The organism is Parashewanella hymeniacidonis (assembly GCF_016900895.1).
In the GTDB taxonomy this organism is placed as follows: domain Bacteria; phylum Pseudomonadota; class Gammaproteobacteria; order Enterobacterales; family Shewanellaceae; genus Parashewanella; species Parashewanella hymeniacidonis.
Window position 1 is genome coordinate 29,488 of the sequence record NZ_JAFEUN010000022.1, and the last position, 17,068, is coordinate 46,555.

Annotated in this window: 15 protein-coding genes; 7 read left to right on the forward strand and 8 right to left on the reverse strand. The window is 39.6% G+C overall.

Annotated elements, in window-relative coordinates; translation table 11 throughout:
- Nucleotides 1–117: 117 nt before the first annotated feature.
- From dapE to cydX, 4 genes are all read left to right on the forward strand, one after another.
- Nucleotides 118–1,329: a succinyl-diaminopimelate desuccinylase gene (gene dapE, locus JQC92_RS06490; protein ID WP_204998886.1), complete on the forward strand. Its 1,212-nt coding sequence runs from the start codon at nt 118–120 to the stop codon at nt 1,327–1,329.
- Between the two features lie 304 nt (nt 1,330–1,633).
- Nucleotides 1,634–3,232, forward strand: a complete 1,599-nt coding sequence (locus JQC92_RS06495) for a cytochrome ubiquinol oxidase subunit I (RefSeq protein WP_204998887.1) — start codon at nt 1,634–1,636, stop codon at nt 3,230–3,232.
- Nucleotides 3,225–4,364 carry a cytochrome d ubiquinol oxidase subunit II gene (gene cydB, locus JQC92_RS06500; RefSeq protein ID WP_204998888.1) on the forward strand — a complete coding sequence of 380 codons (1,140 nt, stop codon included), beginning with the start codon at nt 3,225–3,227 and terminating at the stop codon, nt 4,362–4,364. The genes JQC92_RS06495 and cydB overlap by 8 nt, the downstream gene beginning before the upstream one ends.
- A 13-nt stretch (nt 4,365–4,377) precedes the next feature.
- Nucleotides 4,378–4,491, forward strand: coding sequence for a cytochrome bd-I oxidase subunit CydX (cydX, locus tag JQC92_RS06505; RefSeq protein WP_129945859.1), 114 nt, complete (start codon nt 4,378–4,380; stop codon nt 4,489–4,491).
- Nucleotides 4,492–4,513: 22 nt separating this feature from the next.
- Here cydX and olsF read toward each other — a convergent pair whose 3' ends face one another.
- The 4 genes from olsF to JQC92_RS06525 all read right to left on the reverse strand — a co-directional run bounded on the left by olsF (nt 4,514) and on the right by JQC92_RS06525 (nt 10,675).
- Nucleotides 4,514–6,241 (reverse strand): bifunctional ornithine lipid synthase OlsF, encoded by a 1,728-nt coding sequence (gene olsF / locus JQC92_RS06510; RefSeq protein WP_204998889.1) that lies wholly within the window; start codon nt 6,239–6,241, stop codon nt 4,514–4,516.
- 198 nt (nt 6,242–6,439) lie between these two features.
- Nucleotides 6,440–7,366, reverse strand: coding sequence for a UDP-2,3-diacylglucosamine diphosphatase (locus JQC92_RS06515; RefSeq protein WP_204998890.1), 927 nt, complete (start codon nt 7,364–7,366; stop codon nt 6,440–6,442).
- Nucleotides 7,367–7,509: 143 nt separating this feature from the next.
- Nucleotides 7,510–8,868 (reverse strand): YjiH family protein, encoded by a 1,359-nt coding sequence (locus JQC92_RS06520; RefSeq protein WP_420851300.1) that lies wholly within the window; start codon nt 8,866–8,868, stop codon nt 7,510–7,512.
- A 256-nt stretch (nt 8,869–9,124) separates the two neighbouring features.
- On the reverse strand, nt 9,125–10,675 hold the full coding sequence (locus tag JQC92_RS06525; RefSeq protein ID WP_204998891.1) for a methyl-accepting chemotaxis protein: 1,551 nt from the start codon (nt 10,673–10,675) through the stop codon (nt 9,125–9,127).
- Nucleotides 10,676–10,830: 155 nt separating this feature from the next.
- Here JQC92_RS06525 and JQC92_RS06530 point away from each other — a divergent pair, with 155 nt between their 5' ends.
- Together JQC92_RS06530 and JQC92_RS06535 are read left to right on the forward strand one after the other, a co-directional pair.
- Nucleotides 10,831–12,123: an APC family permease gene (locus JQC92_RS06530; RefSeq protein ID WP_204998892.1), complete on the forward strand. Its 1,293-nt coding sequence runs from the start codon at nt 10,831–10,833 to the stop codon at nt 12,121–12,123.
- A gap of 107 nt (nt 12,124–12,230) precedes the next feature.
- The gene (locus JQC92_RS06535; protein ID WP_204998893.1) at nt 12,231–13,532 is read left to right on the forward strand and encodes an APC family permease; all 1,302 of its coding nucleotides are present in this window, start codon (nt 12,231–12,233) and stop codon (nt 13,530–13,532) included.
- 17 nt (nt 13,533–13,549) lie between these two features.
- Here the strand turns inward: JQC92_RS06535 and JQC92_RS06540 are convergent, their stop codons facing one another.
- On the reverse strand, nt 13,550–14,404 hold the full coding sequence (locus JQC92_RS06540) for a U32 family peptidase (RefSeq protein WP_204998894.1): 855 nt from the start codon (nt 14,402–14,404) through the stop codon (nt 13,550–13,552).
- 24 nt (nt 14,405–14,428) lie between these two features.
- The gene (ubiU, locus tag JQC92_RS06545; protein WP_204998895.1) at nt 14,429–15,430 is read right to left on the reverse strand and encodes a ubiquinone anaerobic biosynthesis protein UbiU; all 1,002 of its coding nucleotides are present in this window, start codon (nt 15,428–15,430) and stop codon (nt 14,429–14,431) included.
- A gap of 132 nt (nt 15,431–15,562) precedes the next feature.
- Here ubiU and ubiT point away from each other — a divergent pair, with 132 nt between their 5' ends.
- Nucleotides 15,563–16,072 carry a ubiquinone anaerobic biosynthesis accessory factor UbiT gene (gene ubiT / locus JQC92_RS06550; RefSeq protein ID WP_204998896.1) on the forward strand — a complete coding sequence of 170 codons (510 nt, stop codon included), beginning with the start codon at nt 15,563–15,565 and terminating at the stop codon, nt 16,070–16,072.
- 74 nt (nt 16,073–16,146) lie between these two features.
- Here the strand turns inward: ubiT and JQC92_RS06555 are convergent, their stop codons facing one another.
- Together JQC92_RS06555 and JQC92_RS06560 are read right to left on the reverse strand one after the other, a co-directional pair.
- A complete protein-coding gene (locus JQC92_RS06555) occupies nt 16,147–16,569 on the reverse strand; it encodes a DUF4124 domain-containing protein (RefSeq protein WP_204998897.1) in 423 nt (140 codons plus the stop codon).
- A gap of 318 nt (nt 16,570–16,887) precedes the next feature.
- Nucleotides 16,888–17,068: hypothetical protein (locus JQC92_RS06560; RefSeq protein WP_204998898.1), on the reverse strand; the 181-nt coding region annotated here is incomplete at its 5' end.

A 17,068-nucleotide genomic window follows, 5' to 3' on the forward strand; every position in this document is an offset into this window, starting at 1 on the left:
TATTCATATATCGGCTAAGGTTTTAATATCATGAGCTTTATTTGATATTTGATCATGTCATTTAACTGTCAAAAATTGCTGCTTTAATTATATAGTTACATTCAATGGAGCGTCGCAGTGCCTGTAAAAACGCCTTTATCGACAGTGTTAGAAAGTCCAGCATCTGAACAGAAATTTCATACAGCAATCGAGTATTCTAGACTCCTCATAAAAAAACGCTCTATAACGCCTAATGACGATGGTTGTCAGCGTTGGATAGCAGATAAGCTTAAAGCGATTGGTTTTCAAATTGAACATTACCAAAATAATGGTGTGACCAATCTTATTGCCAGTCGGGGAAAAAGAAGTGCAAATAAAACATTTGCGTTTGCAGGCCACACCGACGTGGTGCCAACAAATCAATTAGAACTTTGGAAGGTAAACCCATTTAGTGGATCAATTATTGATGACATGCTAGTTGGGCGCGGTGCTGTCGATATGAAAACCGCTTTAGCGGCAATGATCGCCGCAATGGAAGACGTTATTAACCAAGGGCATCAACCTAAAATGCAGTGGCAGGTATTGCTGACGAGTGATGAAGAAGGTGAAGCTGAATTTGGTACTAAGACCATTGTTGAAAGACTTACTGAAAGAGACCAGTTACCGGATTACTGCTTAGTTGGCGAACCTACAAGTGATATACAGACAGGTGATGTGATTAAAGTTGGGCGCCGTGGTGCTATTTCAGGCAAGTTAGAAGTGTTGGGCAAACAAGGGCATGTCGCTTACGCTGGAGTGAGTCGTAATGCTATCCATTTAGCGTCTGAAATCATTTTTGCTTTAGAGCACATAAACTGGGATCTAGGGAGTGAAGACTTTCCGGGGACGTCATTGCAAGTCACGTACATTAATTCTGGCGAGTTCACTGACAACATTGTGCCGGGAAAGTGCGAAATCTGTTTCAATATTCGCTACAGCCATCGATATGAGTTAGAGGGTATTCAGCGTATTGTTACGAAAAAGATAGAATCTTTGCCCATTTCTGAAGCTGTTATACAGAGCTTACAAATTAATTGGGAACGGCATTGTACACCTTACTTTACCAATAACGTGGAACAGGACAGTTTGCTCTCTGTTGCTGAAACCGCAATTCATCAAGTTTCTGGAATATTTCCTCGACTTTCTACTTCTGGTGGAACGTCTGATGGCCGCTTCCTATCGAGTGCAAACACTCAAGTGCTCGAGTTAGGCTTACCAAACAAAACGATTCATCAAGTCAATGAAAGCATCTCAATTCACGAAATCATTAAGTTGTATGACATTTATAAACGTATTCTTTTAAGTTTTTAGTCTCTGTAATGTCTAATTAACATAATTTTACAGGGGGATTAAAAATTGTATTGTTAATTGAACAAAGTGAACGAGTTTAGCGGCTTTTTCGTAATGAGTTGTGTTCGGTTAGATGAAAATGCTGATAGTTTATTGTTCTTTAGTTTAATAGGCTATGTGGTTTGGTCGATATTGTTGGTTTTTTTATCGTTAGATCAGGAGTATATTGGCTATCATTGTTCAATTGGCAATACTACCTCTAGTCTTAAATAACAAATAGTTATCAATCTTTGACTATAAAGCTCTAGTAACGCAGGAGTCGTAAATGATCCTTGATGAAGTTGTTGAGTTATCCCGTTTGCAGTTTGCATTGACTGCTATGTACCATTTTCTCTTTGTTCCGTTGACCTTAGGTTTATCTTTTATCCTTGCCATCATGGAATCTCTATATGTCATGACAGATAAGATGATATATCGAGATATGACGAAATTTTGGGGCAAGTTATTCGGTATCAATTTCGCATTAGGCGTAACAACTGGTATCGCCATGGAGTTCCAGTTCGGGACTAATTGGTCATACTACTCGCACTATGTTGGCGATATTTTTGGCGCTCCTTTGGCACTCGAAGGCTTGATGGCATTCTTTTTAGAGTCGACCTTTGTGGGTATGTTTTTCTTTGGCTGGGATCGCCTCTCGAAAAGACAACATCTTGCTGCGACCTGGTTAATGGCTTTAGGTACTAATCTATCTGCGCTCTGGATTTTAATCGCAAACGGCTGGATGCAAAACCCTGTCGGCAGCGTATTTAATTTTGAAACGATGCGAATGGAGATGACCAACTTTGCACAGGTAATCTTTAATCCCGTTGCTCAAGTTAAATTTGTCCACACCGTTGCTGCAGGGTATGTCACTGGTGCGATGTTTGTTCTCGCTATTAGCTCGTATTACATTCTCAAAAAGCGTGATTTACCTTTTGCAAGACGTTCATTTGCAATTGCAGCGAGTTTTGGTATGGCATCCATTTTGTCGGTTATGGTTCTCGGTGATGAATCGGGCTATGAAGTGGGTGAAGTTCAGCGTGTGAAACTAGCTGCGATTGAAGCTGAATGGCACACCGATCCTCCTCCAGCCGCATTCACAGTTGTTGGTATTCCCGACCAACAAGCCGAAGAAACGCATTTTGCCGTCAAAATTCCTTACTTAATGGGGATCATTGCAACGCGCAGTTTCAGCCAAGAAGTTACTGGGCTCAAGGATTTAATGAAAGAGCATGAGGCTCGAATTCGACGAGGTATGAAAGCGTATGCTTTGCTTGAGAAGCTTAGGGGCGGAGATAAATCCCCAGAAAACATAAAAGCCTTTAATGAATTTAAGGGCGATTTAGGTTACGGGCTATTGTTAAAACGCTTCACTAACAAAGTCACTGATGCAACAGAAGAGCAAATCATGGCAGCTACCAAGGACAGTATCCCTCATGTAGCACCGATATTCTGGTCATTCAGAATAATGGTCGCATTTGGCGTTATTATGTTAATCGTGTTTTCTGCGGCATTTTGGCAAAGCACCAAACATAAAATCGCTGAGAAAAAATGGGTATTGAAAGCTGCCTTATACAGTTTGCCGTTGCCATGGCTGGCTATAGAAGCTGGTTGGTTTGTGGCTGAATATGGTAGGCAACCATGGACAATTTCTGGGATCCTTCCAACACACATGTCGGCATCATCGTTAAACCCCGGTGATATTTGGTTCAGTATTGCTACGATTACGGTGTTTTATACTGTATTGCTGATCATTGAAGTTTTCTTAATGAGGAAGTACATAAAAATTGGACCGAGCAGTTTAAAAACTGGTCGATACCATTTTGAAGATGAACAAAATACGCTAGGCGATAATAACAAAGCGCAGGAGCATCCACATGTTTGATTACGAAATGCTAAGACTGATCTGGTGGGTGTTGATTGGTGTGCTGTTTATTGGATTTGCTATAACTGATGGCTTCGATATGGGTGTGGGTGCACTTCTCCCTATTATTGGAAGGGACGATGTTGAGCGACGAGTTATGATCAATACTGTAGCTCCGCATTGGGACGGTAATCAAGTGTGGCTGATTACAGGGGCTGGGGCATTATTTGCTGCATGGCCGATGGTCTATGCAGTAGCTTTTTCGGGCTTTTACATTGCTATGATGTTAGTGCTGTTTGCTTTATACCTTCGTCCGGTCGGGTTTGATTATCGTTCGAAAATTGAAGACCCTAAATGGCGCAGTGCTTGGGATTGGGCATTGTTTGTCGGTGGCTTTGTGCCACCGCTCATTATCGGCGTAGCGTTTGGTAACTTACTACAAGGTGTTCCATTCACATTTGATGAGTTTTTGCGTGCAACTTATCACGGTAGTTTTTGGCAACTGCTTAATCCGTTTGGACTGTTAGCTGGCATTGTTTGTGTTTCGATGTTCATGATGCAAGGCGCTTCGTGGTTGCAAATGAAAACAGAGGGTATGTTAAGAAGCAAGGCTGTAACAGCATCTCAAGTAAGTGCGATTGTATTAACCCTCTGCTTTGCAATCGCTGGATATTGGGTCATCAATGGACTCGATGGCTATGTGATTACTTCTAATCTTTCAACGGATGGGGTGTCTGATCCGAGAGTGAAGCAGGTTGCAATACAAGCTGGAGCTTGGCTACACAATTATGAGTTGTATCCATTGACTAAACTGTTTCCAATTCTGGGGCTCGTCATGCCAATTTTGGTTATATTTTTGAGTCGCATAAATCGTTCTGGCTGGGCTTTCTTGTTCAGCTCATTAGCGATTGCAATGGTGATACTGACTTGCGGTAGTGCAATGTTCCCATTTGTGATGCCATCATCCTTACAACCAAATTACAGCTTAACAATTTGGGATGCAACGGCCAGCAAAATGACCTTAGGTATCATGACTTTTGCTGCGAGTGTGCTCGTTCCAATCGTTGTGTGCTATACCATCTGGACGTACATCAAGATGTTTGGACGCATTGGTCGTAAGGACATTGAAGAAAAATCGACTTCACTCTATTAAGGAGAGCATAGGTATGTGGTATTTCACTTGGATATTAGGCGTTTTACTCGCTTGTGCTTTCGGTATCATCAATGCCTTATGGCTTGAGAATACTGAGAATATGGATAGAGAAACAGACGAAGATTAATTAGAGTAGAGCCCTGATTTATTCAGGGCTCTATGTATTTTGCTTTTTTCTTAGGAATTAATTTTTCCAAATCTACCAAAACCAACCCGTCAATACAATCATTAAAGTCAGTATCTACGCCAAAATCGAGGAACTTGACGCCCCCAGGTTTACATAATTCTGAATATTGCTTAAACAGAGTTGGCACTGCTACACCTAATTCAGATAATGTCTGTTTTAATATTCGAAAATTTGAATTGTAAGTATCTTTGTCGTTGGAACTATAGTCATACAATGTATCGAGACTTTGTTTTAATTCTGTTGTAATCATGTAAGGTGACTTTGAGTTCGCCAAACAAGTACAGGGTAAAAACTGAGTTTGATAAAAGTGAACTAATAAAGCTTTCGCTCGCTCAGGCAGTTGCCCGCTTAATGATACAGGCCCAAAAAGATAACGATATTGCGGATGTTTCTGTAAAAAGGCACCAATGCCGTACCATAAATATTCTAAGCTACGTTTCCCCCAGTATTTTGGCTGAACAAAGCTTCGACCAAGCTCCAATCCTTTTTCAAAATATGGGTCAAACTCAGATGTATAACTGAATAAAGATTGACTGTATAGCGCTTTTTGACCAATCCGTTGATGGACATCGTCTACTTTTGCAAACCGATAAGCACCTACGATTTCTAAATCGTTTTTATCCCATAATATTAAGTGGAGATAAAATGGATCATACTTATCAGTATCACGGCGTTCTCCTGTTCCTTCACCAACGGCTCTGAATGCGATTTCTCGTAGCCTACCAACTTCACGCATAATTGGACTGGAGTCTTTGTGTTCATAAAGGTAAATCAGTTTACCGTCAGCAGTTTCACCCAGTTGTTCACATTGATTAAGTGCATGTTGTAGGTCTGCACGAGACTCAGGATGAGCGATTGGACTTTGAGTGTTAAAGAGTCCTTGGCGATTTCGACCGACACGGTAGAGGTGATTTTTGAGCAGTTTTATTTTTACCTTAAGCGGAAAGTCATTATTCTTAAATGCATCAATAGGAATAAGTTCGCCAATACGAATAGGCATGGTTTTCTTGGACTGTTTGAACATTTCCTTTACCAACATCAATGTGGCTAAAGGCTTATAGATCATTGAAGCGCCATAGAAAGCGGCCGAGTTTTTTGCATCGGCAAACATAGGAAGTAATGGCGCATTACAAGTACAAGCCATTTTATAGAAACCTGACTGCCAACTGGTATCTCGAACACCCTGAGGTCTTAGTCTCGATACTTCACCAGAAGGGAAGATCAATACAGCACCTTCACTTTTTAGGTGTTCATGAATAGCGGTTAAATTTTGTTTGGGTGTGCCGCCAGTCATATTCTTCACTGGCAATAGAATATTATGAAGTGGTCCAAGCGCCATAAGGAGATCGTTGGCGACAACTTTAATGTCACTTCTTACTTTGCTGATGAGCTTAATCATGGCTAACGCATCAAGCGAGCCAATGGGATGATTAGCGAAGATAACAACACGACCTTCACAGGGAATATTTTCGATTTCAGTATTTGGCACTGAATAGTTGAAATTAAAACTTTCTAATACCTTTTCGACAAAATCCACGCCCGTTAAGTGAGCGTGTTGCATTGCAATTTCGTTGCATTCTTTTTCGTTTAACAGGTATTTGAGCATTGTCTTAGTCGGCTTAGCTAACCACGGTTTTTGCTCAATTTTCGGAAGGTTTTCTTTAACGACTTTATCTACAGTGAAAATCATAAATTCTGTCCCTAAGCAACGCTTTCGTGGGGTTGCTGTTGTGTGTTTTTATTGGGTGATAAAACTTGAACCTAAAAAACTCAGTTGAACGCTAAATCACTTTTTAAGCTTATGAAAGTAAGAAAATAATCTGATTAACTGTTATCACCTATTGGGTGAATCGCTCTACGCTCACAAGCTGGCTAAAATTGCCGTTATCTACGTTAGAACATTTGCAAGTAGATTAACTACTTGCTGAACGTTCTGCCTTGCTACCGACAATTTTTTCTGCGCTTGAGAACGTACCCAACTAAGTTTTCTAGGTTGAATGGAAGAGTCGATCTGCGATAAAACTCGAGTGCAATTCCATTTGTCATCCCACTGAAGTAGTTGCAGTTCCCCCTGTTCTGTTTCGGCAATTAAAGTACAGTTTTCTATCCAATCACCATGATTGCCATAAATTATGTTTTCTTGTTGAATTAACTCTGGCTGGTGGATATGGCCACAAAATATAGCATCGACGTTTTGCTGTTTTGCATAACGAATTGCTGCTTGGTGATAGCGCTCGATGGCTTGCTGAGCTTTAGGAACTTTCTTTTTAATGTAACTGGCTAATGACCAATAAGAATGCCCAAAGCGTTTTCTTAGCCCATGAATAGAACGGTTTAAAAAGAGAAGAAAATCATACAAATGATCGCCCAGTTTTGCGTAATATCGGCTTACACAAACTTCGGAGTCAAATTGATCTCCATGGACCATGAGCAGTTTTTTTCCTGATACCGTGCGATGCAGGAAAAAAGGATGAATCTCAATATTGGCAAAATTGAAATAGTGATAACTCTTTAATAACTCATCGTGATTACCCGGTATAAAGATAACGTTAGTATCAGATTGAGCAATTTCGATGATCTTCTGTAGAACTTTGTGGTGACTTTCGGGCCAATAAGGGCGTTTCTTTAGCGCCCATAAATCAATAATGTCACCGACTAAATACAAATTATCAAATGTTGATGTTTGTAGAAGCTGCAATAAAAATTCAGCTTTGCAATCTTTACAACCAAGGTGAATATCGGACAGCCAAAAAGCATGATAATGCTTTGCTTTTAAACTTTTTCCCTGTTCATGTGCTGTACTGCTAAACGTCATTGTTTATCCTAAAGCATGCATTTACACATAAAGGATAGACAGCGAAATTTAAGGTTAAATTAAAATTTTATGACAGAAAAATGACAATAAAAAAGCCCAAACATCATGAATGTTTGGGCTCGAAGGAATATTGATTTTAATGCCTAGAATATCAGGTGCGCAATACCAGAAATAACAGGCAAGGTAACTAATGTTCTTAAGATAAAGATCATTAATAACTCAAAAAAGTTTACCGGTATCTTACTACCAATAAGTAGTGCGCCCACTTCACTCATATAGATTAATTGGCTCACAGACATTGCTGCGATGATAAAGCGTGTCATTTCTGACTGTATACTCGAAGCTAAGATAGCCGGGAGAAACATATCAGCAAAGCCAACAACAATGGTTTTCGATGCAGCTGTTGCTTCAGGAATATACAGTAATTCTAGCAACGGTATAAATGGCATTCCTAAGTATTCAAACAAAGGCGTTTTGTCGGCAACAACAAGTGCGATAGTACCAATGGCCATAACTATCGGTAATACGCCAAATACCATATCAATGACGTTTTTAAAGCCTTCTTGAAAGAATTGCTTAACGCTTGGTGCTTGCTCTGCTTTTTTTAGCGCAAGCTCATATCCCCAAGACAGAGAACTACGTCCAACAGGAACCATATCATCATCTTTTTGACGCTCTTGACCATTGATGAAAATGTCTTTTTTGCGAGATAGTGGTGGTAGCTTTGGAACAATAATTGCGGCAGCGATTCCCGCAGCGCAAACCGTTAAATAAAACGGAAGAAATAAGTGTTCTAAGCCCACTTGTCCAATTACAACAAGACAAAAAGTAATTGAAACCGCTGAGAACGTTGTTGCTATTACTGCAGCTTCTCTTTGAGTGAAGGTGTTATTTTCATATTGCTTAGCTGTCATCAAAATACCAACACTGCCATCTCCCAGCCATGATGTGATACAGCCGATAGCGCTTCGTCCAGGAAGTTTAAATACTGGTCGCATAATCTTTGTTAACAACGCACCTGCTATCTCTAATAAACCAAAGCTTAGAAGCAGGGGTAACAGTAGACCAGCAATCAGAAATACTGAAAATAATACAGGTAGTAAGTCGTGGAAGACTAGCCCGCCAGTGTCAGGTGTTCTCAGTGCTTCAGGGCCGAACTCAAAAAAGTTCATTGCAATGAATATAGAGCCTACAGCACGAATAACAGTCCAAAACCAATTAGGGTTGAACAGCTCATTCAAAAAATGATTGTCTGTAACTGGTTTGGGTTTGGTCAGCTTGATAAGCAAGGTAACGATTCCCATGCCAATGACAATATAGGCAATCATAGGGAGAGCAATATGCTTAAATTCACTTTGGATTAGTTTAGCGACAACAGCAATTGGAATCGTATAACTGTTGCCATGCCCTACAGGAGTCATAAATAAAAATAACCCGAGTAAAGATGGAAGCAAAAAGGTTAATACCGTTTTGATGTTATGTTTTTGTTTTTTTTCTTCCACGTTTGAAGCCTCAAAACAAGAATTAAGATTTGGAAGCTGACTGAGATCATCTTCCACTAAATATGCAATCGCCCACTTTTGTTATTTACAGAAGTGAGCGATAGAGTATGCGTGCAGATTACCGATATAATGTTCGGCTGTAAAATGATTCACTCAGATTTTTATCATGACTGAGATGTTATTCATAAACTTTGTTTAAATTTGCACTTCTACTAAGTTGTTAAGGCCCTTTTAAGTTCATTTTGTATCGTTTAAGTTAATTAAACGTGTCTCTAAGCCCTCTTGCTTTGCTTGCATTGTTACTCACGTCAATGGCTGAGCTTTCAATGTGATTTAATGCTTCAACGTTTTCTGTACTTAGCACAGAGATCTGGTTCATATTACAAGCTAGTTCAGTGACCACTTGATTTTGTTGGCCTGAGGCAACGGCATTTTGCTCTGCAAACTCACTCACTTGTAAGATACCTTGATATACTTCTCCTACTTTATGTGCAGATTGCTGAATCGCTTCCGCACAATCGTTAGCTTGCTGTTTTGACTGCTCCATTTGTAATGCCCAATCTTTTAGCATACTGAACATTTTATCAACGCTTTGTGAAATGCTGCTGGTGGATACTCTCGTGCGGCTCGATAAAGCTCGAACTTCGTCAGCAACTACTGCAAATCCTCGCCCTTGTTCTCCAGCCCTTGCAGCTTCAATCGCCGCATTTAAAGCTAATAAGTTAGTTTGCTCAGCAATGGCATCAATTTCTGACATTGCATTAGCAACTTGCTCAGCTTCTTGATTCAATTGTGCTGCATTGTTTGCAGCTTCAGAAACTGCGTTTGATAGAGCTTGAATATGTTCACTATTTTGTAGCATATTTGAGTTAGATTCTTGGCAGCGTTCGCTAGCCTCGTGGATTTGTTCCGAAGTTGCTTTAGCATTATCGGTAATCTCATTGATGGTGCATTTGAGTTGTTCGATAGCCGTTGCAACCTGCTCAACTTCTTGCTTTTCTTGTTCGATACTTTGATGAGCTTGTTGTGTTGTTGTGACGAGCTGTCCTGCGATAGTTTGTAATTGATCTGCCTGATCTTGTGTTCTGCCTAAAATACTGTGCATCTTCGCTTGTTGCAGTAACAACTGAAAACTCAGAATGGAAGAAGTATCGTTTCCACTGTAGATCAATCGGCTCACTGAATCGAATTCTTGTTGCATTTCCATTAATCGTTTAGGAATTCGAAAAGCTTCATCATAAAAAATGGCCAGATTAAGTCCCATTAATAGGCTTCCGGCAATGATGACTGGCCATCCCCAAAAATAACCTGTTATCGCTAATCCTAACGTGGCTAAAACACCTGAAAGTACTCTTTTTTGGTTTAGACTGATTCCGTTTTTTAGAGGTTTATTTTGATTAAGCCTCTTATAGATAGCTTCGGCTTTTGAAATGTATTTTGGCTTAGGCATTGTTCGTACGGATTGAAAGCCGATGATACGCCCTTTATCAAATAGAGGTGTCACAAAGGCATCAACCCAGTAGTAGTGACCTTGTTTCGAGCGATTTTTAACAATACCTCGCCAGGATTTTCCAGATAGCAGTGTTGTCCACATTTCTTTAAATGCAGCTTTAGGCATATCTGAATGGCGAATAATATTATGAGGTTTACCAATAAGGTCGGATTCACAGTAGCCTGAGATCTCAATAAATCTTTGGTTTACGTAGGTAATGTTGCCTTGTTTATCCGTCGTTGAAATTAATTCATCACCGGAAGCTAGACGAATTTCCCTTTCAGAAGCTGTAAAACTGTTTGTGTTTATATCCATAGTTACTGCAGGCTATTTTTTTATTATTAGAGCTGAAAACGTGCGTATGTTAACACTAACGAAAACGCTAAAGTCGATCTGGGTCAAGTTTTTGTTGTTACTGATTATCAATTGCGACTATAAATAAGAAAACTGAATTCATAAATGGGTAATTGATGAAGAGAGTGTTAAGTTTGCCAGCGCTAACACTGTTTGGTTTAGCGTATATGTCACCGTTAGCGGCCTTCGTGACTTATGGAATTGTTTCAAAGCTCACTGTGGGTCACCTATCCACCGCTTATTTAATTACCCTTATCGCGATTTTATTTACCGCTATCAGTTACGGGAGGATGTCTAAGGCGATACCAGCATCTGGTTCTGCTTATATTTATACAAGAGAGAGCTTTGGGCACTTAGTCGGTTTTATCGTTGGCTGGACATTGTTGCTTGATTACTTATTTGCTCCTATGATCAGTTATCTCGTGATTGGTATCTACTTACAAGATTACTTCCCAAGTACAGATAGCGCTGTTTGGATATGTTTATCAGCGGCAATTGTGTGTTTACTTAATTTGCTGGGCATTAAGATAGTAACGAAAGTCAATCTTGTGCTAGTAGGATTACAGTTAATCTTTGTTTTGTTGTTTATCGGTTTATCCATAGTCATTTTGCTCAATACTGCTGAACCTATCGATTACTTAAAACCTTTTTATGAACCAGAAATGAAATTGTCCCTCATCATCAGTGGCGCTGCTATTTTATGCTTATCGTTTTTAGGATTTGAATCGATATCAACGTTAGCAGAGGAAGCCATTGAACCAGAAAAAACCGTTCCAAAGGCAATTATTCTCTGCACTGTCTTCAGTGGATTCCTCTATATTCTCGTTGCGTACTTTGGTCAATTGGTGTTTCCTCATTGGCCTGAGAATGCTAACCCAGAAACCGTAAGTTTGAAGCTGGTTACTTTCATTGGAGGAGAACGGTTTAATAAATTTTATATTGTGATGTCGGTTATCGGTTGTATCTCGTGTGCAATGGCATCATTAGCCAGTGTTAGTCGAGTTTTGTATGCAATGGGCAGAAGCAATATATTGCCAAAACAATTCGGATATTTAAGTAAAACTTACCAAACACCTTGGTTAGCGATCATAGTCGTGTCATTGGCTTCTTTGATTTCGATTGGGATCAGCTTAGAGCTGGCATCGAGCATGATCAGTTTCGGTGCACTCACCGCTTTTACTTTCGTAAACTTATCGGTAATCAAACATTACTATTTCAAGCTTGACGAACGGCATTGGTTTAAAAACATGTTGATGCCAATTATGGGGTTCTTATTGACCATATGGTTGTGGTTATCATTGTCTAAAATGTCAATTATAGTTGGACTGTGTTGGTTATGTTTCGGCGGGATTTATTTGGTCGTTCAGCTCAGGAGAAATATTAATTTCAATATTTCTAACTTTGAATAAGAAAAACTGACCATCTAACTCAAAATGAATATTTGCTAATTATTACAGCCTGACTATGTTAACGATATCAGAGAAATTTTTCCCCTATAAATTCCTAGGTTGGTGCTATGAAAAGAGTCCTGAGCGTAACGGATTTAACGGTTTCAGGTATTGCTTACATGACGCCAGTAACGGTTTTTACCACCTATGGGATTGTAACTGTTGGGACCGATGGACATGTCGCCGCAGCCTATTTAGTGACATTGTGTGTCATCATGTTTACTGCAGTAAGCTATGCCAGAATGTCGAAAGAGATTCCAGCTTCAGGTTCTGCTTATACTTACGTCAGCCATACCTTTGGTGGAGGCTTAGCATTCATCGTTGCTTGGGCGTTGTTGTTAGATTATATTTTACTGCCAATGGTTAACTATCTGGTTATTGGTTTATATCTTCCTGAATACTTATCTTTTCTTCCAAGTGCGTTTTGGATTATTGCTAGCATCGTTGTAGTAACCGTTCTAAATTTTTTAGGTATAAAGCTCGTCACGAGAGTAAATGTCATTCTGATTGGGTTGCAAATACTGTTTATTGCCATTTTTTGTGCCTTAGCCATCAATGAGCTCTCAATCCCAGGTCAACAAATTGATTATCTCGCCCCATTTTACTCTTCAAATATGAGTACATCCGCTGTTGTTGGTGGGGCAGCGATTTTAAGTTTTTCCTTTCTTGGGTTTGATTCTGTTTCTACTCTGGCTGATGAAGCTAAACATCCTAAAAATGACGTGCCAAGAGGCATCATTTATTGCACGTTAGTTTGTGGTGTTTTGTATGTCATTGTCGCTTATTTAGGGCAGTTGGTTTTTCCCAATTGGCACCTATTTAATGATCCTGACACGGCAAGTTTACAGTTAAATCAGACCATAGGTGGTATGCACTTAAATGAACTCTATATTTTTATTTATATGTTTGGTTTATTTGCAAGTGCACTTGCTTCTCAAGCAAGCGTTAGTCGAATTTTATATTCAATGGGAAAGAGTGGAGCGTTGCCCAACATTTTGTCATTGAAAAATAAAAAATATGAAACACCAACGTTTGCGATTTTACTGGTATCATTTGTTTCATTAAGCGCATTGTCTTTGAGTTTAGAGTTAGCCTCGAGCATTATAAGCTTTGGTGCCTTAGTTGCGTTTTCGTTTGTGAACCTCTCTGTGATCAAACATTTTTATATCGATAATCAGCAACGGCAGTTAGTAAAAAATGGACTTGTGCCTTTCATTGGTTTTTTACTGACATTATGGTTGTGGACGCAACTATCAAGGCAAGCTTTCGAAGTAGGTTTACTTTGGTGCATGTTCGGAGTCGTATACTTACTTGCATTAACTAAGTGGTTTTCAGTTAGAGCCCCCAAAGCAAAACTTGAGGGCCAGTAAATGCTTTTTACTTTATATTAATTGTTTTCAAATCCAGCTTCGCCGTGCCAATAGCCATTACATGGGTTAGCTGGGGTCGGAATAGGCTGACCAGCAATCAATGCTTCTGCAATTTCAATAGTATTTTTTCCTGTTGGTGAAACTCTAAAGTGAGTCACCCCCATTTGTCTCATTACTTCAATTTCACGGCTTAAGTCTGTACATGCAGCAGCTTGAGTTTGAATACCATTGAGGCGCAATAATGGCTCATCTTCCTGAGTTTGTGCGAGCAATCCTTTTGGGTATTCAATACACACTGTTTCACAATTATCTTTAGCTATACCTTTATGTCTTGCAGTAAAGCAACGAGCGGAATATGCCAAAGGTGAATGGCCATAACCAAAAACTTCAATACCAAAAGGCAATTTACCTTCATAGGAGTCAATGACCTTGTTGAGCCAATCTTTAGATAACTCGACAGGCATGACAAATCGTTCCATTCCCCAACTTTGCATTTTACATAAACTGGATGAGTTATAGTTGTTGATACTTGGGCCACACACAAAGGGAATATTATTTTCTTTTGCAACATAAACGGCAGCCATATCGTTCGCTTCAATTTTAAAGCCGCAAGTTTCAATTTGACGCTTTAATTCAGTATATTCAGAAGGTGTTTCCAATAAGGCTAATGTTGAGAGGTAAACTTCTTTGCCTGCCTCTTTTAGCATTGTTGCAAGTTCAAGGTAGTCCTTAAATTTGAGTTCTCGGCGTCGTGTACAAACCGCCTCCCCTAAATAGACTACGGGAATATTACTTTCTGCTACTTGACGGTAGAAATCGAATATTCGATCTTTTGACCAAAAATAAAGAAGTGGTCCTAAACTGATTTGCATATATTAATTCCTCTACTTTATGACTTACTGCCAAGTTCTTTCATAAGCGCCAAGCGTCGTCGTTTGGCCCTCCGATACTTTGTCTAAAGCTGCGTTCCATTCACATTGTGTTTCGTAACCGGCAGGATTATTAAGGTAAGTATCAATCGCATTACGCCAAACTCGGGTTACTTGCTCCACATAAGCAGGGCTGCGTTGTCGCCCCTCAATCTTTAATGAAACGATTCCAGCTTTTCCTAGTTCAGGGAGCAAAGACAGTGTGTTTAAGCTGGTGGGAGATTCCAGCATATATTCTGTATCACCATTATCTTCAGCGACATACTTACCTTTACAGACAACGGGGTACCCCATCTGCTCGTCTTTACCTGATTTATCAATGAGGACGTTATTAAGTTTGGTTAACTGTTGACCGTCTTTTTCTGCCCAACGAACATGTTGTGCAGGTGAACAGCTACCGCCAGTATTAGGTGATTGGCCCGTCACATAAGAGGAAAGGTGACAACGACCTTCAGCCATAATACACAAACTACCAAAAGCAAATACTTCAAGATCAACAGGTGAAACTTTCGCAAGATCACGAACTTGTTTCATTGAAAGCACTCTGGGTAGAACCGCCCGTTCAATGTTGAACTCTTCTTTATACAAACTTAAAGCACCTACATTGGTGGCACTCGCTTGAACTGAAAGATGCAACGGAAGTTGTGGATGTCGACTGTGAGCATAATCAAGCAGAGACAGGTCGGCCATGATCAAGGCGTCAGCACCGAAATCAGCAGCCATATCGATAGCTTGATACCAACGGGATTCTTCTGTCGGTTTGGGAAAGGTGTTAATCGTTAGAAATATTTTTTTACCCTGAGTCTTAGCAATAGATACGGCTTGCTGTAGCTTTTTAGGACTAAAGTTCAACCCTGCAAAAGAGCGAGCATTGGTATCATCTTTTAAGCCTAAGTAAACCGCATCTGCCCCTGCATTAAATGCGGTTTTTAGTGCCGCTAAATTTCCGGCTGGACAAAGCAATTCCATAGTAAATCTCTCAAGTATTAATTTTGATCGAAGTTTACTGATATTTGTTTTACCAAGAATTGATGTAGAACAGGTTTAAAGTGATAAAGCTTGATTAGAATACTGTGATATTAAAACTTAAGGTGAACAAAAATGTTTGCGAAGATCCCTGCTCCAGCAGCAAAACATATTCTAAATAAAGTACCCACAGTGGCTCAAGTGAGTTTAGCTGTTATTCCTTTCTCATTTAAAGCTAAAGCAATCACTGAATTGTTGAAGGTGATGTTTAAAGAGCAAATGGAAGATGAAGAACTAGAATTTCTGAAAGATAAGTGGGTAAGAATTGAAGTAAAAGATTTCAATTTAAGATTTGAAGTAAGTTTTGATAAGCAGTGGAGAGTACGAGAGCCGCTAAAAGCTGATGTTACTTTTTCGGCTGACTCTGCTTCACTTATTAAAGTCGCTGCAGCGAAAGAAGATCCAGATACACTTTTCTTCCAGCGTCAGTTACAAATTGAAGGTGATACAGAACTTGGCTTAGAAGTAAAAAACTTACTCTTGAGTATTGAACTGGACGAGATGCCAAAGCTAATGAAAGCATCTGTCGATAAGCTTGCTTATACCGTAGAGATTCTTGAAGCAAAAAGTCGACAAATAGCATAATAAACTAAGAGTAAGAAATGAAAATAGCTATCGTATAGCTATTTTTACCAATTCAAGGACTGTACTTTCAAGTGCTATTTTTTACAAAAAGCATTTATTCGTTGTTGTTCTCGCTTAATAGATGCTTGTCTTTGTTCCTCTGTTAAAGCAACGGGCTCTTTGGAGTTATTTGTTTGTTGGAGTAAACGAGTATGAGTTTGTAGTAACTTTAAATTATGAGTTGCACGGCTACAGACTTCCTTTGACTGAAGCGAGTTAGAGATGTCCGTATTTGCAGCCTGTTCTTGGGCGTCTTCTTTTAAACGCTTAGGCACTACCGTACCAATCTTCTTCGGCCGTAGTGTTTTAGCATCAATTTGTTCAGATTTAACGCCAGTTGGCTCCTGATTACTGTAGTGGGTAACGCCATTATTATCTACCCACTTATATATATATGTAATATTAGCTGAGGTTCCGCTTAAAATGCCTGCGAGTAAAATATAAGTGGAAAGGGCCATCAATAGCTCCAAATCTAAAGTTTCTATACTCATAATGTAGCTAAATATCAGATAAAACTAAATAAAATCTTAGTCTTAGAAGTCGTTTTACAATGAGAGATACGATTAACATTAATTTTTATTAATAAAAAACCTAGTTAACTCATGAGGTTAGTTGTGTATGATGGCTGTCCGCCTCGATTGAAGTTGTATGTTAGAGGCGATAAAAAGGCCATTGTGATTGTTAATTGTGCGAACGAGTTTTTTTTTCAAAAAAGCCCTTGCACGGTTTCAGAATCTCCCTATAATGCGCATCCACTGACACGGCACAACAGCTTCTTAAGCGATTAAGCAGCAAGGTTGGCGAGTCGGGGTTTGAAGGAAGTTCGAGTCAAATTGAACACACTTTAAACGGTCGAAAACTTTCTTTAAAATAAGTTTAAAAAAAGTGTTGACGACCACAGGGAAATGCGTAGAATACGCAGCCCTAGCCCGCTGAGAACAAGGTTCCAACGGGGTG